The sequence below is a fragment of the Streptococcus anginosus subsp. whileyi MAS624 genome (genome assembly GCF_000478925.1).
Lineage (GTDB): Bacteria > Bacillota > Bacilli > Lactobacillales > Streptococcaceae > Streptococcus > Streptococcus whileyi.
The window spans coordinates 904719-925700 of sequence record NZ_AP013072.1 but is presented as its reverse complement, the minus strand read 5'-3'; the positions used below and the strand labels follow the sequence as shown (position 1 = coordinate 925700).

Here is a 20982-nt window from a genome sequence, read left to right as displayed (position 1 = left end):
CTCCAAAAAAGGAGTACCTATTTTTTACATTTTTAAACTTTTGTTTGGAAATCGAGAGCCGAAATTCTGTCCTCTATTTTTATTCAACTGATAAGGTTTTGTGTGTTTCTCAACACTTTTTATAACGCATGAAACAGTCTTGTGAATACGAGTCATGGATTGATTTAACTCTTTATCATTCAAATCCTTCAATTGATTTGTCCAATGCGACATATACTGAATGGCTTCCTCACTGGTATCTAGTCCAAAATGCTTAGAAACCAAGTAACTGGTCATTTCTGCTTCCAACTCTTTTCTTCCAGTTGAAAGATGGAGTTCATTTTTTCCTTCATGAAAATTATGTAGCGTAGCATGAGCTAACTCATGAATCGTTGTACCAATTTTCTCTCCGATTGAATTATCAGGATTTAATAAGATTTTCTGGTCATTTGGATAAAAAGCACCTTTAGCATTTCCTAAAACATGATGCTCATCTGTTGAAATAGCAACTCCAAGCTTTTGAGCATAGTCTTGAAGTCCTAGTAGAACCTCTTTTGTTTTAACTTTGTCTGTTTCAAAGTTGTAATGACGATTCGGCATCGCTTTAGGATAAGCTTCTGGTTTTAGATTCGTTTGGCTTAGTTCAAATACTTTATATAAGGTGAATTTCCCTTGCCCCTTCAACAAATCTCGTACCTGAAATCGAACAACCTTCAGTTTTCCTTCAGCAATCAATTGTTTTTCTTCTAAAGAGGCTTCTTTTTTCTTCTTAAATTTTGGATGCCCTTTACCATTGATTACCTGTTTCCCATTCTCATCGAAAACCGGAATCATCTCTTCCATGACTGGACGAAAAAGAGTGATTTGTGCATGTTCTCCAGCTTTGACAGACAAGGTTTGTTTAGTTACCTCTTGACTGTTACCTGTCCTCTTATTAGTAAAAGTATTAGTTGTTTGAACAACATCATCAGAACTGATTCCTAATGTTTCTCCTAACGCTTTCCATTGATTAAAGGTTGCTACAGCATTTGCTCCCGGCCATTGTGCTTGAACTAAAGCAGCATTTCTAGGAGATAGAGTTGGAAATTTACTCATAAAATCCATATAATGAGCTAACTCTTCTGGTGATTGAGTAAACTCACGAATCTTTTGAAAAGCTATTTCACTTAGTTCATAAGCAGAAGCTTTCTCATAATCAAATGGAGCATCTGAAGAAAACTCTTCAACCTGATTATTTTGGCGATCCTCACCAACCTGAAATTCTTTCAGGAAAGTATCTATTTCTTCTTGTGAATAGAGACCTTTAGAAACTTCTTCTGAAAGAATCTGTTCAACTAAGCCTTCTAAATTATCCTCAATTTGGAAGTCATTTCCCCAGTCACTACCATAAGCTAGATAGCCAAGTATTTGATTATCTTTTAAAACAGCTAAACTCCAAGGAGCTGGCTGTTCTGTTAAAGATTCAACAGCAATTGAACTATGAACAGCTAATTCTAATTGATAATCTTTTCCAAATGATTCTTGATGTGTATAAAGCATTCCCTCATCTGTTAGAGATGAGCCAATCAAATCACTTTCCCTTGATAATTTCTCTTGAAGTTCAGGAATTGAAGCTACTAAAGCCTCTTTTTGGTTTTGTTTTATAATCTCTTCAACACGTCTTGCCAAGCCATCTTTTAATTCTTGCTTGGGAGAACCAATTGAGGAAGCTTCTTGACCCATTTCAGCATCTTCTGATACCGATTCAAGAACATTCAAAGGTCTGTCTAAGTCTTTTCCTAATTCCTGATTAAGGCTTTGATTTTCCAGCTGAGAAAGTTGTTCATTTTGTGGCTCGATTCTCTCAAGAATTTCTTCGTATTGTCTATTTTTTAAGACTGATAACATTTCCTCGCCATCATCCTTAACATAATCGTCATTGATAGCCAGTTGTTCTATTTGACCATTACGTTCACGGTAAATACCAAGAATTGTTTTTTCAGCCAAATCTTGTACATTGGTTGCCAATTCTCCTTTTAATTTCATCAAAGAAGCTGGTATTTTCTCATCCCCTGCATCTTTGAACAACAGAAGAAAATCTTCATCCTTCGATTTAATGGCTTCACTCATGTTCAAATTATGCAGTTTTTCAACACTGGTTAAATCATCTAAAACAAATGATTGTGGTTCTAAAATATCCTGTAGCATAGGAAGAACCTGTAGCTTATCTTTAATTGCATTACTGATTAACATTCCATCATAAAAACCATAACCAGACGCAAAATCTTCCAAAAAGTCTGCAGCTCCTTTTCCTTCTTCAAAAGGTCTAATTCCTGATAGATGAATAAAGTTTTCTTTTTGGAAAGTAACTTCTAAGATATTTTCAATTCCTCTATCTGCATAGATAAAACTAATCTTACTATCTGCAAGTTCATCTAAATACCAGCGTGCTGTAGATTGAATAGATGGTGCATATTGATTTAACCGCTTCAAATCTACTGGTGTTATTGGATGATAGTTTCCTATTCTTTTTTGCACTTCTGCATAATTTGTGGTAAAATGTAAGTAAGGATAGGATGATGTAGGGCGGCTGGTAACAGACCGTTCAAAGGTACTTGTTTCAAGTACGGGTGAGGTGCTACCTTCAGCTTCGGGCTGTAAAGAACCCGTGCCACCATTGGTCCTATCAATCATTTGCTCTTGAGCTTGCTCAGGAGCTTTTTTGATATTTTCAGTCACTTCTTGGATAGATGATTGATCGCCAAAATAATTCTGATCAATCTTTTTTGCAATGGTTAGGTATTTAGGAGGTAAATAATTTTCACACTTCTCTGATAATCTAGTAGTCGGATCCCCTAAATCAAATCGAATATCTTTTACAAGTTCGTTGTTATTCTCATCTAATAAAGCAAAGTAAGTTTTATCATAGCCATTTTGCAAGGCGACTGATTCTGTACGGCGACGAATCATTTCAGGATAGAAATCTTTTACAAACTCCTGATAAAGGACAATATCGCCTTCATGATACTTATTTGATAGAACCTGATTTTCCGAGAAATCAAAAGCAACTTGTAATTGGGGTTTCACCTCAACATGTTCTTTAATAATGTGTTCCTGCTGAAGAGACTGACGACTCAGCAAGTCCTCTACTTTCTCCTTTTCGTCTTCCGTTTTTGGCTGATACTTCCAATTTGAAGAAATTTGAAAGTTTCCTTCCTCAGTCAGCTCTAACGCAACTCTTCTCAGACCTTTCACAAAATAAGTATCAGGTCTTTTTTGCCATTGATTGACAATTCCTTCATCAATTAGAGATTGAGCTGCAGGCTGAATAATCACACCTTCTGCTTTGTTTTGAGCAGCTTCTAATCGTTCTAATTCCTGCCGATAACGTTTAATAGTCTCTTTAGTAAACATTGATTCTCCACGGTCAGCTTTTTCAATTTCTTCTCGAATTTTTGGAAGATTTTGTACACTCATTTCAAGACCATTTCCCTGACGGTTAAGCCCTTTTTCTTTGAGTTCTTTTTGGTATTGCAACTTTTCTACTCTCTCTTCTTGCTTTTTAATTTCATCCATTGTAGAAAAGACCTTATTTTCCAATTGCTCTTGTTTTTTAAAGAATGCAGCTCCATTTCGCTTATCATTCATTGGCTGACCGTTTGTTAAGTTTTGATGTTCTTGAGCCGCTTGAATTGAGTTATCCAATTCTCCTTTTAAACGATTTAATTTTCGTTGAGCTTGAGCCAAACGGCTATTGTCTTTCTGATCCTTTTCTTGTGTAATATTTTGCAATGAGTCTTCATTTTGAGTCTTCTTGATGTCCTCTTCTGGAGGAATCACTTCTACAGATCTGTATTTTAATTTATCTAGAATTTGTTCATATACATCTACTGAAATTTCAGTTTGTCCAGTAGAATGTTCAAGATATTCCAACAAGTGATAAGGAACTAACTGATAGAAATAGTCATTATTTGGTGTATCTAACTGATTTGCAGGATAGCTAAGAATATTCCATGTATCTCGTCCTAAGCTGTTTAGTGGCTCACTGATAGACTTACCCCAGTTCTCTGCTGTTAGACTATCCAGCCGATTGTTAAGATTGTAAGCACTGATAGCGACTTCTTCTGAGAAAATAGTAGAGGTATCAGAACGTCCCAGTTCTTTTTGAATCCCTTTTAATAGCTGATACATTTGATTTTGTTCAGGTGTGCCTTTTTCTTTGAAACGCTCAATATTCGTCTCGTTAATACTTTCGAAGAAAGAACGATGCTCTATTAGCACATCTAAGGCTGCCGGTTTCAGTTGCTGCATAGGGTAGCTCCACCCTGTATAGTTGACTAAAGTATAGAAGTAAACCTCATCAGATAAATGAATGCTTAATTGCCCTCTTTGAACCTTATTTTGAACACTCTCTGTTAATGTTTTAATATTGCCAGTCAAGCTACTATAACTGATTTGATTAGCGTAACTACGATCTTGAAGTTCCTGAATTGAAGTTAATACTTTTTGGCTTGCACTATCTTGTAATACCTCTTCAGTAAAAGCTATCGAAGGTTCTATTTCCTCCTTCATTAAAATTTCTTTAGAAGTCACTACTTTTACTTTATCAGATGTCAATTCTTTTTGTTTAAAAACAGCTAGTTCTTCAGGATAATAGCCATGATAATGATAATCTTCATTCTCTCTATCAAAACTATAAACATGATATAGTACTGTTCCAGGAGTAGCTGGTCGGGTGAGATAATCATTCCAATCTGCTTTGTCTCGATTTCGATATAAGATTGGCGGAATATCAATTTGAACAGGAATTTCTTTCTTTAAGAAATTCGTAATAAAATTGTTACCTGCAGCATCATTATCTACTGCTAAAGTAATCATATCAGAACGTTTTCCATATTTGAAGAATCCGTTTTGAGCTGCAATATTGACACCATCTGCCAATTGTTGACGTGACCAATTAAGCGGTCGTCCTGATAACTCTGATTGTAATTGAGCCAAATGAAAACCTATTGTTGATTCCTTTAAACCATCCATAGCCACTAAGCGTACATCATTCAAATGCTCTTTATTCGCTTGATAATAACTCATTAAGTCTATTGGAGCCTCTGCAAAAACAAGGCGTTTAGGATTTCCTACATCAACACTAAATCCTTGCATGCTATCTGAATTTTGAATAATTTGCTTCAAACGACCACGTTCAGGATGTTGAACTCGATTTTCTACAATCCCTTGCAAACTAGCACCAACTAGCTTCCCATCTAAATCTTTATACTTAAAGACAATGGCAGGTTCAAAATAATCTCCCTTTTTTCTAGTAGCTTCTGCCATTTTTCCAGAAGTTAAAAAGAAATTGATTGTTTCATCAGAAAGACCTCTTTCATTTTTTAAATAGTTTCTAGCAATTTCAAAGTCAGGATGCTCATATTTTTCCATAAGATAACGGAATGGTTCTTGTTTCTCTTGCTTTCCACTATAATCAAATGTTTTAAAGACACCATCATTTAAATAATCAATTGCTTGATTAAAATTGATTTCTTTTATTGTTTCAACCAAAGCAATCACATCACCGCCCTGATCTCTAGAAAACCATTTCCAAACATTTTTGTTTGGAGTAATGACTAAGCTATCATGTTCTTTCCAACGATAATCACGACCAGCTCTTTCTAATTCCATTCCTAATTGTTCCGCAACATCCAAAATATCACGTGAACGAGCTAAATCTACCCTTTCTTTTCGACTTTTACTACCATAATTTGCCGATTTCGAGGTTGTTTCGTTTACCATATTTAAACTCCTTTCTCTTTTTAAAAGCATTCATATTCTAAGCAAGGTTCTGCTTCTTCTGGCTGAAGAAATAGTTCTTTTGGTAATTGAACTAACTCACCTTTACCAAGAGATTGAAACAGCTCAGGATTATCTTGATAACTAATAACCATCTCTAAATCCTTATTTTTACCCAAGCCTTCGTAGAGGACTTGATAAGTTGATGGATTAGTGGAACGAATCAACCAATCTTCATCAAAATCAAATTTTTCAATTTGAACATCTGGAAAATATAGTTTCATAATGAAAACTCCTTTCAATTTTACTTTTAGTGTAAGAGATAATTAAATTTCTTGTTTTAATGGGACATTTCAGAGTTAAAAATCGCTACAAAAAAACCTTCAAGATAGACTTGAAAGCCTTTTTTAATTGATTCAATTATCAAGTGACACTAATAGGTTCTCCAGTTTGCCAATCGTATCCTCTCTTAGCTAGCATTCTTCTTGCTGCCTGGACTGATTGATTATCTGGATGTCCTTGTGCTATTTTCAGCGATTTCTGGATTCGTGTAGGTGGTTTTATTTTTCCAGAAGCTACTAAGAGATCATATTCTTGTATTGCTTCATTTCGTCTATCGTGATAACTATCAATATTTATTCTAGCTTCTTTCGTAAACTTTTCTCTTTGCTTCCCACTTGAAAAGTTTCTATTTCCTCTCATCTTATCCTCCAAATAGTCACTAATTGGAAAACTTAGTCCTTGAAGTCCAAGAAATTCATTTCTAGATAGTATCAGTACTTCTGTATCTACCATATTTAAACTCCTACTTTATTTCTATTTCATCCAAAATATAATTCTATATCCTGTTCACTATAACCAGATTTCTTCGCAATCCAAGCAAAATCACTATATTTCTTAATTTCACCTGTTAAAAGATTTTTTCCCTCTAACCAGACAGAATGATCATTTTCTTGTAGTGATATAAACTCAATTTCACCAGCTGAAACTAGAATCTTCTTGCCAATAAATTTTGATAAATTTCCTTTTTTAACAAGTTTGGCTGATAGTTTACTAGTCGGTGTTTCTATCGCTTTCATTGAATCGTGATATTGAGCAATAAGCGCTTTTGCATTGGCAAGTTCTTGAGTTGCTTTCATATCAACCGTATAACCATCTTTTTCTAAGATAAGCTCTGTTCCTGCTGAAAAATAACTTGTGTTATTGTCTAAAATTAGTCTTAAGTTGTATGCGGCATAATTATATTGATTTTTTCTCATTCCATATGCCCAAGCGGTTTCACCGTTCAAACCTTTTGAATCTGTAAGCCGTACTTTTGTATAATTTGATAAGTTCATTATCGATCTCCTTTTATTGTTTGTTATTATTTAATAAGTTGTTTAACTTCTTATGTAATAATTATACCACATTTAGTCGTTTTGTCAAGAAAAATACATAATAAATTAAATAACTTTTTGTTTATTTTTATCATTCGCATAATGAAGCCAATTTGTAGCTTAATTTTTTTCATATTTTACTCCTTAAATTATTTTTTTGATATTGATTGAAGGATAACGAATCTTAGGGTTAATTTCAAATAATTCTTATGGTATAATAAAGTTTGGGAGTTGCTCTCTAACAACATGACGTACTAACATACTTTTGTTAGTACGTTTTTCATTTCCGGACTTTATATTTGTTGCGCTTGCTCTTCTCTTTCAGCACGTTCATCTGCTCTTACTTTTTCCATAAAGGCTCGCATATTTCCTTTTTCCGCATTTTTTAAAGCAAGAGTCAAACCACGCATAAAATCTTTTGATATTTTTAATGGTGCCTGACTTTGCTGCAAACTCGATTGTCTTATCTGCTGCTTTTCTTGCAGACTTTTAGAAACAGCTTGAGCGATTTTACTTTGTTTCTCACTTTCGGATTCAGGTAATAATTTCCGATATAATTTTTTCAATTCAGAAAAATGAATGGCGTTTTCTTTTTTTAAGTTTTTTATTTGACTATCATCTTTAGTCTCAGCAATAATCTGGTTATTGTTGTAAATACTATGTTTCACCTGAAAAATAGTCACATGCGTCTTTAGTTCATCTATATAGCCCTCTTTTGTCATCTCCTGCCCTTTTAATAGGGAAAGGATACTTTTATCTTCAAGAGACGAAACAGCTCTTATTTCAGCATTTAAACGGTTTATAGGGAGTTGGATTTTTTCAGCCGAAGCTTTTGAAATTGAAAATTGAACACTATCTTCAAATTTTTGAGATAGTTTTTCTTTTTCTGCAAGCTCCCCCTTTTTTAGTTTAAAATTCGGAGTCAGTTGAAATTCGATATGTTTTAGTCGCTCTTCTATCTCTATTTTTTTAAAAGTAACAAAAGCTTGGTCATTTTTTAAAGGATTCATCTGCTCTAATAAACGTTTTTGAATTAACAAAGTGGCTTGCTGCTCTTTTAACAAACTTAACTTTAAAGCATAGCGGAAAGTTCCTAATTCCTGACGCTCTTTCTCTGTTCGATTTGCTTTATTTTTAGCAGCATCCACTAGCTCTTTTAATTCATCTGAAGATAACAAAGATAACTGTTTCAAATTCATTCTTTTATTCAGAACATCTTCTTGTACTTGACTAATGTCGTAAGCTTTAGTTGGAACAAAAGTTGGCTTCCCAGCTTTGTTTCCATTAACTTCAGGTTTTAAAATTATAATGGGTATAGCTTCTTCAGGGACAAGATAGCCCATTTTCTCCCAAACATCAGCTAAGTGTACAAACGTAGCATCTGGACACTGTTGTCGAATCCTTTCTTGATTTCCTTTAGAAAAGTCTTCTATATTATTTTTAGGTTCGACATTGGCAATTCTAGGCACCTCTTGCTTAAATTTTTGTAGAATCTGATTTACTAAACGCTCTCTCAATTCATGTTCTCTTCGATGAATCAATTTTTCAATCTCATACCCTTTAGACTGTCCTTGGCTGCGAACAGCTTTTCCGTTCACGTATCGCAGCTTTTCGTAAGTTTGATTTTTTTCAGCTGAATAAACTCCTTCGTACATTTCTAAAAATTCTCTTGTTTCCGTAAGAAATTTCTGATAATCTTCTTTCCCTTCGTTTTCAAAGTAGGAGTCAAGATATTTGTTTATAAAGAATTTACTGACTGCAAAATCTTTCGCATTAGAAGCATACCGCCATTGTTTTTCAAAAGGCAAATGATTATAAGCCTGCTCCAAAAAATTTTTTTCAGCTGAAAGCGTCACTTGATTATTTTTAAAAACATTTGTTAAAAGATCAGATTTGAGATTAGCCAAAACTTGTTCTTTTCTGACAATCATATTACGAGTCTGTTCATTGATTAGTCCATGAAATACATCACTTTTTAGCTGCTTAATAGTTTTTTGAGAAAAGTTCCCTCGATATTCCATTCGACCACGTGGACGATAAAAAATCTTTTCCCGGTTTGAGTTGATTTCAGAAAGTCCAATATGCACATGAATATTATCTGTGTTGAGGTGAATATTTCCCCACCAAAAAGCTGAATCTGAAAGTCCTTCTTTTTGAATGACTTTTGGCATAGCTTCACGGATAACATTTTTAATTGCTTGTTGATCAACATGACCAGTTGCTTTATCATACAACCCTTCTTGAGCCAAAAATTCATTATCAAACGAGATGACTCCTTGCCAAAGCAATGACCCATTTTGATAAGCTTCTTCTAAATTTCTTTTTAATTGATCCACACGTTTTGTTTGAAGATAATTAGCATCTTGATTAAAGACAGCAGTCCATTCCTGATTTTGTTGTTCAGTCGCATAAGAACGATTCATATAATCAATGTATTCTTTAAAATTTAAATTTTGTTCAGGAACAGCTTTTTTGATTTCTTTAATTTGTTCTTCTGTCAAATCTTCAATCACTTGCTTGTGATTTTCTAAAGATAAATCATTCTCTAATTCAACAGCTTCATCTCGATTTGTATAGTCAACATACTGAGCATTTGCTTCCGTATATTGCAGCATAAAAGTGATCTTTGGACTCGTTATTTCACTCACTTAAAACCTCCTTAATGAGAATGTTTGACAGTTTGACCTCGTGCAATGTCTTCCTGAATCACATCCTGAATTCGAGCCAATAATTCGTGTTGTTTAGAATCTAATTTTGAATAAACTGATTCTAAATCCTGCACATCCCATTCCTCACCCTTTGTGATTGAATGGAAATTAGTTAATTCAAGATAAAGTAATTGATCCATCTGCTTCTTCAACTGTTTAATTGCTCTTTGACTTTCATCTGGAGAAGTTTCAACGTCCTGTTTCAATCGAGCCATTCGTTCAAAGTAACTCATTTCGTTTCCTGTTTCAATGAATAATTGATAAAAAGTTTCCAGTAGAATTGTAAACGTTGAGGAAACTGTCTGTTTGTGAGAAAGAAATTTATTTTCTTCTCTTCCCAAATAAGCAACAACCTCTTCAAACTTCTGCAAATTTTTTTCGTTACAATAAATAGATAATCTCGATTTCATTTGTTTTATCGTACTCCTTTTTTATTTTATTTGTGATGTTCCTGTTAAATAATTTATTTCATAATTTGGTTGAACATTGAAGATATAAATATCAAATGAGATAGTTTGGTCTTCAATACTTTGCGCTTCTATCCGAACTCCTCGACAGACTAATTCAACATTTTTAAAAAGCGGGGTCACTCGATAACGTACATGATGACCTGTTGTCTTAATATACTGAGCAATGATATTTTCATAATAAACCATCGAATTTTTTTCAGCCGAAAAGTTAGCATTCAATGCTCTTGTTCCAGTAAATAAATTTTTAACATTCGCATTTTCACCACTCAATTCAAAAGCAATTAGGTGTGATCGATTATATAAATAATCCTTTTTTCCGTTAAAAATAATTTTTTTATTTTTCCAGCCAGAAGGATAAACAAAAGAAATGTCTTCCCTTTTTCCTTGCGGCATAAGTTCTCTCCCTAACATAGCATTCGCTTCACCAACTCGTCCTAAAAAATCTAAATCTGAATAATGTTCCCAAGCACCTTTTTCTAAATTCAATTCCTGAGAAGTGAATTGAGCTTTTTTATTAACATATATCACTTGTTGTCTGTCAAAAACTTTTTTCTTCAGAGCAGTATTTTGTTTTTGATACTGGTCTTTGATGGCAAAATTTTTTTCTTCAGGTGAATCAGTAAAAGCCAATTGCTCTTTAATATCATGTTGGGTAAAAACAGTAGTTAATTGCTCACGATTTTGGGGCTGAATTAAAAAAATTACAATAAAAATGAGAGTAATTACTGCAAATTTATTTTTCTTCATCTATACTCCTTTCGATTATTTTTCTGTTTCAAGAGCATCTAAATCATCTATAAATCGTAGCCAATCTGTCGTCAATTTTTCGACAACTTCTTGTTTCGCATCCAAACTAATTTGACGAATTTCATTTTTCAATAATTGATCTAAGATTTCTTTTTGTTGAAATTTAATTTCTGATAAAGTTTTCGCAAATTGATTCTGATACAAATTCAATCCATCATTGTTTACGATGTTTTGAAGTTGGTCAAGCATGAATTGATTAAAGCTAGAAAACTCATATTTTTCGCAAATCAATTCAAGTTGAGAAAATATTAAATTAGGTACAGTCCGAATTTTGATTTCTCTAGTCATCACTTTCTACCTCACCCTCATATTCTAGCCAACGAGAAATATGATTGGCGTATTGATCCATTTTATCTTCAAATGTTTTCAGTTGCTCTTCTTGTTTTTGAACCTGCGCTAAAATAAAATCATTAGTCAATTTCATATTTTCTAAATGACTCAAATATAAACTTTCTGAATGATTAAATTGTCCTTTCGCAATTTTTTCACGACAGACAGAAAGTAGAAACTGATTGAACGATTTTGCCTTTGATTCTTTCGCTAAAGCTTTCAAATAATTCACTTCGTTTTTTGATAAACCTCGGATTAAAATATCCATAATTTTATACTCCCTCTATCTTTTTATTTTTATTATTTTGAAAGAAAAATTATATTCTAATTGATACAAAACAGTGCCCTTCTTTTTTCTTTTGACGAGGCAAAAGCCAAAAGAAGCAAAAAAGAAAACCTCAAACTCGCAACATCACGAAAACAAGTTTTCTATTTTTGCGGTTTTCCGTCACCAAAACATTCCAGCAGGGCTAATGCCCTCCTGGTGTTTCAGGCTTGGAAAAAGAGCATAAGGGAAACTGTCCCCACGTTCCGTGTGGAGTTGATAGTATCAACGTTTCCAGTGATATCAATTTTCTCGGTTTCACCTACTTTTACACACACCAATAAATACATTTACTTACACTGTGTGTTAATATCACACATTGAATACATACATTTACATACCTTTCTATTCCTGAAAAATAAATCATCATATCATTTATTCAAGAGTTAATTCTGATGATTTTCAACTGAAAAGTCTTGCGTATTTGCTTCATTTTGTTTTGCTTCTTCACGAGCTTTTTTAGCTGCTAAACGTTGTTCTTTTTCCTCTTCTTTTACAAGTGTTAATTCAGATTTTAACGTTGATAAAACTTCTTCATACGACAAATTTTTATCTTTTTTGAATTGAATTTGCGTATAAATTTTTCCAATTTCTTTTTGAAGAGTTTCTTCCGCAAGTTTCTGTTCTGCTTCCAAAGCGATAACTTTTGCCTTGGCTTCTTCAAGCTCTGATTTAATTTTATTGATATTCTTTTTTGCCATATTGTTTCTCCTTTTTCTAATTTTGTATTTCTTAATCCTTTAATTTATTTCCTGCAAAATTGGTAATTTTTTCTTTTATAATTTGGAAGTTGCTCCACAGATCACCGTCTAGTTTTTTCAAATCAATCAAATAAACTTCATAATCATTTTTCTTGATGGTTAGCGTAAAAGAACGTTCATCAATTTTAATTTCCTGAAGAACGACGTACATTGAAGAAAATTCTCCTTTATATCCTGAATCACTATGATAGGTTATTCCATATTCATCGATATCCAACACAACCCATTTTTGTTTTCTAAACAAACCTTTTGTACTTGTGAATACAGTACGACACTTTCTAATTGGTTGATTTTCCTTTGGTGCTAATTTAAGTTGTTTTCTCATTTTTATACTTTATACCTTTCTTTTTTTGATTGATTCTAGTATAAAAGATAACCAAAAAAATTTTTTTAATGGGACAAATCAGAAAAAAATTAGTTTATTAAATTATTTTAAAACAAAAAGAACTCCCCAATCTAACATTAGGGAGTTCTTTTTATGACTGTTGGTTTATAAATTCTTCAACCTCTTTTGTAAAAGCAGCTCTTCTACTGAGTTTAAATTTAATCAGTGTATGGCTAAAATCTTTTTTATTTTCAAACGGAAAAACTCTAAAAACAGGATAATAAATAGTATCTATATCTATAAAAGTCCGTTCATTTTCTTTCTCAAATTGAATTGCTCTATAACTAATACCTGTTATCACTTCTCTGTTTAAATAACTTAATTCGACAACTCCTTGATAAAGTTGTTTGACCACATTTTGGTTAATCATTTTCATCCGTTTGTCAGCTTCTTTTTCATCAGCATCCGTATAAAGATTACATTCAGGCGGCAGAGCATCTGTTAGTTTTCGAAGACCTAGGTACTCTTTATTGATAACATTTTTGAAGAGATAGTGCTTAAATAATATCGGCTGAATAAAGGTTACAAGAGTCGCAAGAACAAGACTAATTAGCCAAAATATAAGAAGACGATTAACCATAGATTCTGTTAAAACATGTTGCTTAATGTGCCTATTTCCTACTAGAAAAAATAGAAAGATTAAAACAATATTGAAAGCTGTCTTCATCCGTTTCCACTCTCTTGATAGGAGTGTATAAAGGATATCCGTTAAAACCTTGCTCACGACTAAGAATGCTAAGACTATCACAGTAGATAATTGAATATCCTGTGGCATATAATATGTCAGCAAGCCTAAAAAGACGGCTGAGAAAAGATAAAATTGTCCCTTAAACAAGAATTTTATAAGCCAATTCAAGACACAAATCAATGATAATTTGATTCCATTCTTATTTAGTTCTTTCCATTTTTGAGTGTAATTTTTCATGATTTTTTTCCTTTCAATTTAGCTTAATTGACCAACTTGTTTCCTGCAAAAATGATGAGTGTATCTTTGATTTTTGTGAAGTTGGTCCATAAATCTCCATCTAGTCTCTTTAGATCAATAACATAAATTTTACAATCATCCCAGACAGGATTCTTAATAGTTATTGTAAAAGCTCGTTCATCTATGATAATTGCCCCTATAGCAAGATACATTGAAGAAAACATGTCCCCTGTATGTCTAGGCTCACTATTATAAGTTATTCCATTTTCATCAATGTCTAACATCACCCATCTTTGTTTTCTAAACAATCCTTTTGTACTTGTAAATACTACACGGTGTTTTCTAATAGGTTGTTGTCCTTTTGGTGCGAGTTTACCATATATTTTTTCCATAATTTTACCTCTTTACTTCCGCATTTTGTTATTTCATCTCTACAGTCTCTATCGGACTTGAAAATTCAAATGTACCATCTTTGATAGCTGCCTTTTTCTTTTCTAACGAAGCTGTTTTTTCTTTTAAAATATCTATATTTTGGTTAGCTGTTTCAATAGAGCGATTCTTCGTTTCTGTATCAGAATCAATCTGCTCAATGTCTTTTTGATTCTTTGTTAAATCATCACCTGATAAATATTTTGCTTCTGTCAACAAGCTTTCTTTAGAGGACTCGTTATCTTTGATAAGCTCTTTTAATTTTTTAATTGATTGAGCCAATTTTTTCATCTGTCCTTTTTGGAAATCAATTTCTTCTTCAATTTCTTGGAGAGCAAATTCTTCACGAGAAATATTTTTAATAGTTGCTATTTCCATTTTCTTATTTTGTGGCGTGACAAAAAATTGAACTACATTTTCTGAAGACTTATCTTCTTTTTTGAATCCTTTAAAATCTTCATCTGATGAACTAGATGGCGTAGAAATATCTACATCAATTTGATTTGTAGTCACTCTATTATTTTTAATATCAATCGCAAAAGCTCCAAAACCTTTTGGAACATTTTTGATAATGACGGATATTTTTTTATCAGTAATTGGAATGACATCCATACTTGTTTCAGAAGACTTGTGTTGTGCGTATAATTGCCAACTTAACCTTTTACTATCTATCCCTCGTGCAATAGACGAAGTAGAATCCGTTGTTTCAAACTGAAGTACAATCACTCCTGTTTGTGGAGAATAAATTTGTTTAACTAAACTAATTTCTCCTGTTCCATTTTCAAATACTCGTTTAGTCGCAAGTTGATCCGTTGTAAAAGTTTGACGTTGTGGGGAGAAGATAGCTCCTAATAACAGACTGAACCAGGCAGCTAACATGAGAGAAAAAGTAATCAATTTTCGTTTCACAACATTTTCTTGACACCATTCTTTTATTCTGTAAAAGAATTGAATAACTGAACTTTCTTGAAGTTGTTTAATCAATTGTTTTATTGTATCTATCATTTTTCTTGCCTCCACTGACGAAGATGAATTTTACTATCTGGATAAATGATTTTTAAAAGCATCATCAACACTAAAGAAGCTCTGTAGATTCGTTTCTCTTGTTCAAAGTTCCGAATAATCATCACATGAAAAAGTGGAAAAAACCAAGCTGTCAGCAGAGCAGACATTGTGATAATATGCCCGATAAAATTAAATAAATTACTCACGGAATGCCTCCTTTATTGCTTGTTTATTAGCTGTGAAATCTCCCTTATTGTTCTTTTTAGCATACAAGTAAGACTTGATAACTCCTTTACGAATAGAGACTACGGTAGCTGCTTTATTTACGTCATATTGATGCACTAATTTTTGTCCCTCTTTTGTTTGAATATTGATATAAAACGTTGGATAATCACTCTTACTAGCAGCTTTAATCACTGCATTTTTAGCAGCTCGACAATAAGGACAAGTCTTTTTATAAAAGACAAGCTGAACATTTTGCTCAAGTACTACATCGTTGTATTGCTTTTGAGTTAAATGACTGTCATAAGGGGTATCAAACTGGAAACCGCTATAAATAGCCATACCAAACAATAAAACCAATCCAAATATTCCGATCAGAAACATTAGTTTATCTTTCACCATGATTCCCTCCTTCTTCTTCAAGAAAATCAAATAAATTGCCTTGAATCATTTTAAATTGAGCCAATTCTTTTATTTGGCTGTTTAATACTTGAAAAGTATTTTGCATTTTCTTTTGGAGCTTTGGATCAAAAGAATCAAAGATCTGAACAATTGGAAGCATTGGAAGATGATCATTCTTTTCAGCTTTCAACAGACTAGATACAACATTGTCTGATTTAATAATATGATCTACTCGAATTAAAGCAGGAATACTTGTAATGATGTCTTGGTTTTGATAGAAGGTCAAACAAATATCTCCTTCAGCAATAAATTCATAATCAGAATGTTGGTCATCCATTTTAAAATAATTAGCATCTTCTTCTTGACCTACGCCTGTTAAATAATAGCCACGAAGAATTTTATATTTCTTTTCAGTCATTTCTACTCCTTCTTTCTAACTGACTTTATGAAACCGAAACGGTGCATCATAGTAATTTGGCAAACAAGTAAACTTCTTAGTTGTCGAAATAGGCTCTTCATTGTGGTAGTGCTTCTGAATATACTGACAAGCCAATCCTTGACTTTCAAAAACCAAAATCTTCTCTTCACTATCACGAACATAGTCCCCTAATAAAAAGCTAAAGATGATATATTTCATTTGTTTTCCTCCTTGTACGTTTTTAACAATTCTCTGTCTTCAGCAAGTCTATCCTTATCAATACTCTCTACAATATAGATTAAAGTGATAGTAAGGAAATAGCTTATCATGATTAGAAAAAAGTAGGAATGTGCGTATTTTTTTCTCAATTTCGGAGCTGTAGAAATAAAATGAATTTTATCATCTACTGTACCGAAACCGGCTTTAGATGTATAAGTAACATAAGTATTTGACAAGAAAGGGACTTTTGAAGGAGAAGAATACCAACAAAGTTTGGTATAGGTTTCCAAATTGATAGGAATAGCAAATACATCTTTATTTTTATCATACTGACTCAGAGTAATTGTATAAATCGTTTTTTCAGTTTTAGTTCCAATGTCTTGAGTTTGGCTTGTCAGCCGAACAATCCGATAAGTATTGTTATTCTGAATTTTATTAGCAGCAAAAATGTCTATTAGACAGTAACTAATGATACCAAGCGCAATGAAAAGAATTGTACTTCTCACAAAAGCTGATGCAAATAAATCTCTATTTATTTTTAATTTCATTTTGACTTCTCCTTATCCTCCTAAAATAGTTCTAACTGCTTATTAGGCTGAAAATTCATCCAAAGAACCTCTACTCTTTTCAGACCACCCTCTGCCAGCGATGCAAACTCTATTCTTTCCCAATTAGATAACCGTTTATTATAAAGTTCGCTATCATAACCGCTAAGTAATATTTTTGCCTTAGATTGGTTCAGTTCTCCTAAAAGTTCTATATGATCTTTATCTTCCATCTCAACAGTATATTGTTTTCTAGCTCTAGTACTTAATACGTATGGTAGATCGACATACATACAAACATCTTTTCGACTAAATTCTTGAATTAAATCTAATGCCGGGCGCTTTTCAATTTGAACTTCTTTTAAGCGCAAGGCTGCCTCTTGAATAATTCCAGGTAGTTCATTCCAATGCTTAACTGCATAAGACCGTTCACGACCATTAACATCTCGCTTCCATCCTGATTTCTCTGTATTTCTAAAACCATGTGACATCATGGAACGAATGAGGAAACTAAGAGCTTTTTCTATTTCATCTTTTGGACGAAATTCCTAAGCTCTATCATAAACAGCTCGACTATAAGGAATTAAAAATACTTTTTCGGCCAGCTCTTCCGGACAACTCTGAATCACTTGAAACAAATTGACGACATCTTCATTCAAATCATTAACCGTTTCAATTGAACTTGAAGGTTTATTAAATAAAACTGCTCCACTTCCAAAGAATGGTTCTAAATAGCTCTTATGAGCTGGAAACAATTCAATAATCTTATGTGCTAGGTTCCATTTACTTCCTGGATACCTTAGAATTGATTTCATAATTACTCTCAACCTTCCTTTTCATATAATTCAATAATGAATCTCATATCATTATTTAAAGCTACAAAATCCTCTTCAGTAGAACTAGTATGTAGCAATAATTCATATTGACCTTTACAAAGTTCTCCTAAGCTCTTATTTATGTTTATAAGCTGATAAAGATTTTGTTCTATCTTTTTTCTTAGTTTTTCTAGCATAGAAATATTCTCCTACTAACAGATTATTATTTTTTTACATCTATTTTTCTGCTCACAAATTCCTCACGGTATCTTAGATATAATGTAATGGGAGTTTGCGGGTTTTCGATCTAGCCTACGTCAACCTCAAACAAAGAGACTTCTCGAACCTGTTTAAAAGCCATCTCTGCTCTTTGAAGTACCTGTTGGATAAATCCTAATCTTTCTTCAAAGAAAGTGGCTATATTGGCAAAATAAGCTTCCTGACGCTCTCTTTTAATCTGAATAACAGATAAAAGAACAGATTTGATAGAAGCAATTCGAATACCTCCACCTCGACCGGATTTTACTTTCAAAAAGATTTTTTGTTCTTTCTTCAAAACTTTCAATACCTTATCTAAACTTCTTTCTGGAATTGATAGTTCCTCTCGTATCGCTTTCTTTGTCGTCTCAAGAAATGGATCAGTATCTTGTGACAGACTTTCTAAATAGTTCATGACATCACTTTTCCATTCATGCAGATGACTATTTTTTCTTGCTTGTCGAGGTTTCTTAAACTTCTTCCAACCTTGTCGAATAAAAAGATCACTAATTGTTAGTTTCTTATCCACCCAAGCTTTACAAAGCAAGAGAACAAAATCTCTACTAGCAGCTTCGTATTTTCCAGAATAAGCACTTTTGACAACCTTCAGACATTCGTCCTGAGAGAGTGGTTCGTCCAATCCTGCATTGAATTGTCCCAAAACTGTCTCACAATCGCCCTGAGAGACACCTGATGAATAGTTCGCAAGCGCTAAAGTGAATAAGACATTGTTTCTTCCCATCAGGGCTTTAGCTCCCTTGATATTTGATTCATTCATCAGCATTCTATACCAGGGCTCATCAATTTGTTTTTTGCCTTCCGTTCCTGTGATAACAGTTAGATTTGCTTTCCGTTTTGAAAAGCTAAATTCTGACTGTTTCATAGACCATTGAAGCCATTCTTCAAACGAGTAGGTATACTCTTCAAAAAAGAATTCTACGTTGTCTGTTCGAGGAATTCTAGCGATTCCAAAGTGATTGCAGGTTAAGTCAACTGGAAGATGTTTACTAAAATGATTTCTTAAATTCTGAGAGATCTCTTTCGCAACTTTGATGACTTTGAAATTTGAATGAGCAGTCACGTAAGCTGGCTCTTTCAGTGCAAAGTAAGCTTGATAACCTTTGTCAGATTTTAAAATGAGCGTTGGCATAAATCCTAAATCCATTGCCACATTCAGGATGTCTCCAGAGGACATTTCTTCAGCTGATGAAGTAATATCAAAGTCAATGTAAAAGGTGTTAATTTGTCTAAGATTCTCTTCATTGTGTCCTCGTGTAATTCGTCGTTTTTTGTCACTATAAGCTCCATATCGATAAACATTTGGTGTCCAATGAGTAAATCTATCTCGATTCTCTAGAATCGCTTCTAACGAGGTTAAAACGACTCCAGTAGCATGAACCATATCATCTTTAGAACGATAGCCAAAAATAGAACCTTTATTCTCTTCTTCAGGAGAATTTTTAGGTCTTAATTGACTGTTCTTAAACTTATAGTTTCTAATCCCATTTTTTAAGATGAGATGGTAAATTGTCTCTAGCTGCATAATTCTCCTTTGTCTTTACCCCAACCATAGTAGCAATGGCTACACATTGTTTCTTCTTCAGCTGAAGAGATGAGTTTTAGATGGCTATTCTTAAATTTTTTTGTTCTTAATCCGTCTTTTGTGATGATGGATAAGCATTTTAATAAATCAATCTTTTTCATGATTTTTAGGACTCTCATATCCCTTCACTAGTTATAGTTTGAAGTCAAATACACTTACAAAATATGGTGCCAACTCAATATATGAGAAGTACATCATTCCCCCTCCTACAATAATTAAAAAGATACTCAATATCCATCCCAAAGCAGTTAGATGTACATAGAAGTCTTTCTCACCAATCAAATCAAATCCGATATCTGTATTTTTAGCTATAATAAATGCTCCACTGAACGAAATGCACACTCCTATAACAAACAATACAATAAACAACAAAATCATATAATTTCCTCCTCATTTACTAGAAAAGAGAAGGACAATATTCATCTACCAATATCCCATATACTTTTTCAAACCAATTTTCTAAAGCGAGCACCTGTTCGAGTGTCGTATTTGGACTTCCAGCAGATAGCATACTACGGTATATATGAACCATATTCCAATCATTATCTTTATTTTTTTCAAACTGAGAACGATTATCTTTTATCCCTTTAGGTGGGTAACTTCGACTATAAAAAATCCTCATTATGTTCTCCTTTCAGTTTCATACTTCCTGGTAAATAACTTTTTGACTTTGCATAACCAGCTTGTAAATCTTGCTTATTATAGATTACTGCAGGATGAGTTTCTACATATTGACTACGTTTCCATTGACTACGCAGTCGTTTAGCAGATCGATTCATCTTTTTTTCGATTTCTGCAAAACGAAAGCCTAGTTTAAGGTATGTTATAGCATCTTCTTCAAAACTCTCTTTATCAGATTGCTTTCTAACTTTTGTTTCAAAAGTATTTTCTGTATCATCTTCTCGAATACTTATCTGATATTGAATGTAGAGGCTTCTCATCTCTTCTATTTTCTTTTGCCATTGTGGGCTATAGCGTTCACCTGAGTACTTATTTACTAATTCTCTTACTGGACTTTTGAACTTTAGCTGAAATCGATCAAATTCTCCTAAATCAGCGAACGGGTCAATGAAGCCTAATGGTTCACTCTTTATCAACTGTTCATAAAAAATATTTTTTTCCATAGCTATCACTCTTCATTCATACTTTAATAAATATTTGGATAGTCAATACTGAAATAATGTGACTTAATTTCTTAAAACTAGTAATAAGGGATTTTTATATTTCATCAACACTTCTC

The 20982-nt window shown here is 33.1% G+C and carries 25 protein-coding genes and 1 pseudogene; all 26 read right to left on the bottom strand.

Annotated elements, in window-relative coordinates; genetic code table 11:
* Positions 1–24 precede the first annotated feature (24 nt).
* Positions 25–5742: a PBECR4 domain-containing protein gene (locus tag ANG_RS04700; protein ID WP_025271723.1), complete on the bottom strand. Its 5718-nt coding sequence runs from the start codon at positions 5740–5742 to the stop codon at positions 25–27.
* A 20-nt stretch (positions 5743–5762) separates the two neighbouring features.
* A complete protein-coding gene (locus ANG_RS04695; RefSeq protein ID WP_025271722.1) occupies positions 5763–6023 on the bottom strand; it encodes a hypothetical protein in 261 nt (86 codons plus the stop codon).
* Positions 6024–6162: 139 nt separating this feature from the next.
* Positions 6163–6534, bottom strand: coding sequence for a hypothetical protein (locus ANG_RS04690; RefSeq protein ID WP_025271721.1), 372 nt, complete (start codon positions 6532–6534; stop codon positions 6163–6165).
* Positions 6535–6560: 26 nt separating this feature from the next.
* Entirely contained in the window at positions 6561–7076 is a 516-nt protein-coding gene (locus ANG_RS04685; protein ID WP_003030114.1) for a hypothetical protein, read from the bottom strand.
* A 332-nt stretch (positions 7077–7408) separates the two neighbouring features.
* Complete coding sequence (gene mobP2, locus ANG_RS04680; protein WP_025271720.1) at positions 7409–9763, bottom strand: MobP2 family relaxase; 2355 nt, start codon at positions 9761–9763, stop codon at positions 7409–7411.
* Positions 9764–9774: 11 nt separating this feature from the next.
* The gene (locus ANG_RS04675) at positions 9775–10233 is read right to left on the bottom strand and encodes a hypothetical protein (RefSeq protein ID WP_025271719.1); all 459 of its coding nucleotides are present in this window, start codon (positions 10231–10233) and stop codon (positions 9775–9777) included.
* A gap of 21 nt (positions 10234–10254) precedes the next feature.
* On the bottom strand, positions 10255–11040 hold the full coding sequence (locus ANG_RS04670; RefSeq protein ID WP_025271718.1) for a DNA/RNA non-specific endonuclease: 786 nt from the start codon (positions 11038–11040) through the stop codon (positions 10255–10257).
* Positions 11041–11055: 15 nt separating this feature from the next.
* Complete coding sequence (locus ANG_RS04665; RefSeq protein ID WP_003030124.1) at positions 11056–11388, bottom strand: hypothetical protein; 333 nt, start codon at positions 11386–11388, stop codon at positions 11056–11058.
* The gene (locus ANG_RS04660) at positions 11381–11698 is read right to left on the bottom strand and encodes a hypothetical protein (protein ID WP_003078059.1); all 318 of its coding nucleotides are present in this window, start codon (positions 11696–11698) and stop codon (positions 11381–11383) included. The genes ANG_RS04665 and ANG_RS04660 overlap by 8 nt, the downstream gene beginning before the upstream one ends.
* Before the next feature lie 443 nt (positions 11699–12141).
* Positions 12142–12456 (bottom strand): hypothetical protein, encoded by a 315-nt coding sequence (locus ANG_RS04655; RefSeq protein WP_025271717.1) that lies wholly within the window; start codon positions 12454–12456, stop codon positions 12142–12144.
* Positions 12457–12487: 31 nt separating this feature from the next.
* The gene (locus tag ANG_RS04650; protein WP_025271716.1) at positions 12488–12841 is read right to left on the bottom strand and encodes a hypothetical protein; all 354 of its coding nucleotides are present in this window, start codon (positions 12839–12841) and stop codon (positions 12488–12490) included.
* Between the two features lie 151 nt (positions 12842–12992).
* Positions 12993–13826 (bottom strand): hypothetical protein, encoded by an 834-nt coding sequence (locus ANG_RS04645; RefSeq protein WP_025271715.1) that lies wholly within the window; start codon positions 13824–13826, stop codon positions 12993–12995.
* Between the two features lie 23 nt (positions 13827–13849).
* Positions 13850–14218: a hypothetical protein gene (locus ANG_RS04640; protein WP_025271714.1), complete on the bottom strand. Its 369-nt coding sequence runs from the start codon at positions 14216–14218 to the stop codon at positions 13850–13852.
* 28 nt (positions 14219–14246) lie between these two features.
* Positions 14247–15260, bottom strand: coding sequence for a hypothetical protein (locus ANG_RS04635; protein ID WP_025271713.1), 1014 nt, complete (start codon positions 15258–15260; stop codon positions 14247–14249).
* The gene (locus ANG_RS04630; protein WP_025271712.1) at positions 15257–15466 is read right to left on the bottom strand and encodes a hypothetical protein; all 210 of its coding nucleotides are present in this window, start codon (positions 15464–15466) and stop codon (positions 15257–15259) included. Before ANG_RS04630 ends, ANG_RS04635 begins: the two co-directional genes overlap by 4 nt.
* Positions 15459–15884, bottom strand: a complete 426-nt coding sequence (locus ANG_RS04625) for a thioredoxin domain-containing protein (RefSeq protein ID WP_003030135.1) — start codon at positions 15882–15884, stop codon at positions 15459–15461. Before ANG_RS04625 ends, ANG_RS04630 begins: the two co-directional genes overlap by 8 nt.
* Positions 15871–16302 carry a hypothetical protein gene (locus ANG_RS04620; protein WP_003030136.1) on the bottom strand — a complete coding sequence of 144 codons (432 nt, stop codon included), beginning with the start codon at positions 16300–16302 and terminating at the stop codon, positions 15871–15873. The genes ANG_RS04625 and ANG_RS04620 overlap by 14 nt, the downstream gene beginning before the upstream one ends.
* A gap of 15 nt (positions 16303–16317) precedes the next feature.
* The gene (locus tag ANG_RS04615; RefSeq protein ID WP_025271711.1) at positions 16318–16521 is read right to left on the bottom strand and encodes a hypothetical protein; all 204 of its coding nucleotides are present in this window, start codon (positions 16519–16521) and stop codon (positions 16318–16320) included.
* On the bottom strand, positions 16518–17069 hold the full coding sequence (locus ANG_RS04610; protein ID WP_025271710.1) for a hypothetical protein: 552 nt from the start codon (positions 17067–17069) through the stop codon (positions 16518–16520). Before ANG_RS04610 ends, ANG_RS04615 begins: the two co-directional genes overlap by 4 nt.
* A 20-nt stretch (positions 17070–17089) precedes the next feature.
* A pseudogene (locus tag ANG_RS04605) lies at positions 17090–17881 on the bottom strand (DNA adenine methylase).
* Between the two features lie 8 nt (positions 17882–17889).
* Positions 17890–18078 (bottom strand): hypothetical protein, encoded by a 189-nt coding sequence (locus tag ANG_RS04600; protein WP_025271709.1) that lies wholly within the window; start codon positions 18076–18078, stop codon positions 17890–17892.
* Between the two features lie 110 nt (positions 18079–18188).
* The gene (locus ANG_RS04595; protein ID WP_025271708.1) at positions 18189–19682 is read right to left on the bottom strand and encodes a primase C-terminal domain-containing protein; all 1494 of its coding nucleotides are present in this window, start codon (positions 19680–19682) and stop codon (positions 18189–18191) included.
* Positions 19673–19843 (bottom strand): hypothetical protein, encoded by a 171-nt coding sequence (locus tag ANG_RS11250; RefSeq protein WP_182456016.1) that lies wholly within the window; start codon positions 19841–19843, stop codon positions 19673–19675. Before ANG_RS11250 ends, ANG_RS04595 begins: the two co-directional genes overlap by 10 nt.
* A 31-nt stretch (positions 19844–19874) precedes the next feature.
* Positions 19875–20120 (bottom strand): hypothetical protein, encoded by a 246-nt coding sequence (locus tag ANG_RS04590; RefSeq protein ID WP_025271707.1) that lies wholly within the window; start codon positions 20118–20120, stop codon positions 19875–19877.
* A gap of 19 nt (positions 20121–20139) precedes the next feature.
* Entirely contained in the window at positions 20140–20364 is a 225-nt protein-coding gene (locus ANG_RS04585) for a hypothetical protein (RefSeq protein ID WP_025271706.1), read from the bottom strand.
* A complete protein-coding gene (locus ANG_RS04580) occupies positions 20348–20866 on the bottom strand; it encodes a restriction endonuclease subunit M (protein ID WP_025271705.1) in 519 nt (172 codons plus the stop codon). Before ANG_RS04580 ends, ANG_RS04585 begins: the two co-directional genes overlap by 17 nt.
* Between the last annotated feature and the right edge of the window lie 116 nt (positions 20867–20982).

Coding starts and splice junctions, on each gene's coding strand:
- ANG_RS04645 (WP_025271715.1), bottom strand. CDS start 13,826: ATGAAAAATTACACTCAAAAATGGAAAGAACTAAATAAGAATGGAATC.
- ANG_RS04640 (WP_025271714.1), bottom strand. CDS start 14,218: ATGGAAAAAATATATGGTAAACTCGCACCAAAAGGACAACAACCTATT.
- ANG_RS04660 (WP_003078059.1), bottom strand. CDS start 11,698: ATGGATATTTTAATCCGAGGTTTATCAAAAAACGAAGTGAATTATTTG.
- ANG_RS04700 (WP_025271723.1), bottom strand. CDS start 5,742: ATGGTAAACGAAACAACCTCGAAATCGGCAAATTATGGTAGTAAAAGT.
- ANG_RS04635 (WP_025271713.1), bottom strand. CDS start 15,260: ATGATAGATACAATAAAACAATTGATTAAACAACTTCAAGAAAGTTCA.
- ANG_RS04590 (WP_025271707.1), bottom strand. CDS start 20,120: ATGATTTTGTTGTTTATTGTATTGTTTGTTATAGGAGTGTGCATTTCG.
- ANG_RS04610 (WP_025271710.1), bottom strand. CDS start 17,069: ATGAAATTAAAAATAAATAGAGATTTATTTGCATCAGCTTTTGTGAGA.
- ANG_RS04670 (WP_025271718.1), bottom strand. CDS start 11,040: ATGAAGAAAAATAAATTTGCAGTAATTACTCTCATTTTTATTGTAATT.
- ANG_RS04580 (WP_025271705.1), bottom strand. CDS start 20,866: ATGGAAAAAAATATTTTTTATGAACAGTTGATAAAGAGTGAACCATTA.
- ANG_RS04585 (WP_025271706.1), bottom strand. CDS start 20,364: ATGAGGATTTTTTATAGTCGAAGTTACCCACCTAAAGGGATAAAAGAT.
- ANG_RS04665 (WP_003030124.1), bottom strand. CDS start 11,388: ATGACTAGAGAAATCAAAATTCGGACTGTACCTAATTTAATATTTTCT.
- ANG_RS11250 (WP_182456016.1), bottom strand. CDS start 19,843: ATGAAAAAGATTGATTTATTAAAATGCTTATCCATCATCACAAAAGAC.
- ANG_RS04650 (WP_025271716.1), bottom strand. CDS start 12,841: ATGAGAAAACAACTTAAATTAGCACCAAAGGAAAATCAACCAATTAGA.
- ANG_RS04595 (WP_025271708.1), bottom strand. CDS start 19,682: ATGCAGCTAGAGACAATTTACCATCTCATCTTAAAAAATGGGATTAGA.
- ANG_RS04690 (WP_025271721.1), bottom strand. CDS start 6,534: ATGGTAGATACAGAAGTACTGATACTATCTAGAAATGAATTTCTTGGA.
- ANG_RS04625 (WP_003030135.1), bottom strand. CDS start 15,884: ATGGTGAAAGATAAACTAATGTTTCTGATCGGAATATTTGGATTGGTT.
- ANG_RS04615 (WP_025271711.1), bottom strand. CDS start 16,521: ATGAAATATATCATCTTTAGCTTTTTATTAGGGGACTATGTTCGTGAT.
- ANG_RS04695 (WP_025271722.1), bottom strand. CDS start 6,023: ATGAAACTATATTTTCCAGATGTTCAAATTGAAAAATTTGATTTTGAT.
- ANG_RS04620 (WP_003030136.1), bottom strand. CDS start 16,302: ATGACTGAAAAGAAATATAAAATTCTTCGTGGCTATTATTTAACAGGC.
- ANG_RS04675 (WP_025271719.1), bottom strand. CDS start 10,233: ATGAAATCGAGATTATCTATTTATTGTAACGAAAAAAATTTGCAGAAG.
- ANG_RS04655 (WP_025271717.1), bottom strand. CDS start 12,456: ATGGCAAAAAAGAATATCAATAAAATTAAATCAGAGCTTGAAGAAGCC.
- ANG_RS04685 (WP_003030114.1), bottom strand. CDS start 7,076: ATGAACTTATCAAATTATACAAAAGTACGGCTTACAGATTCAAAAGGT.
- ANG_RS04600 (WP_025271709.1), bottom strand. CDS start 18,078: ATGCTAGAAAAACTAAGAAAAAAGATAGAACAAAATCTTTATCAGCTT.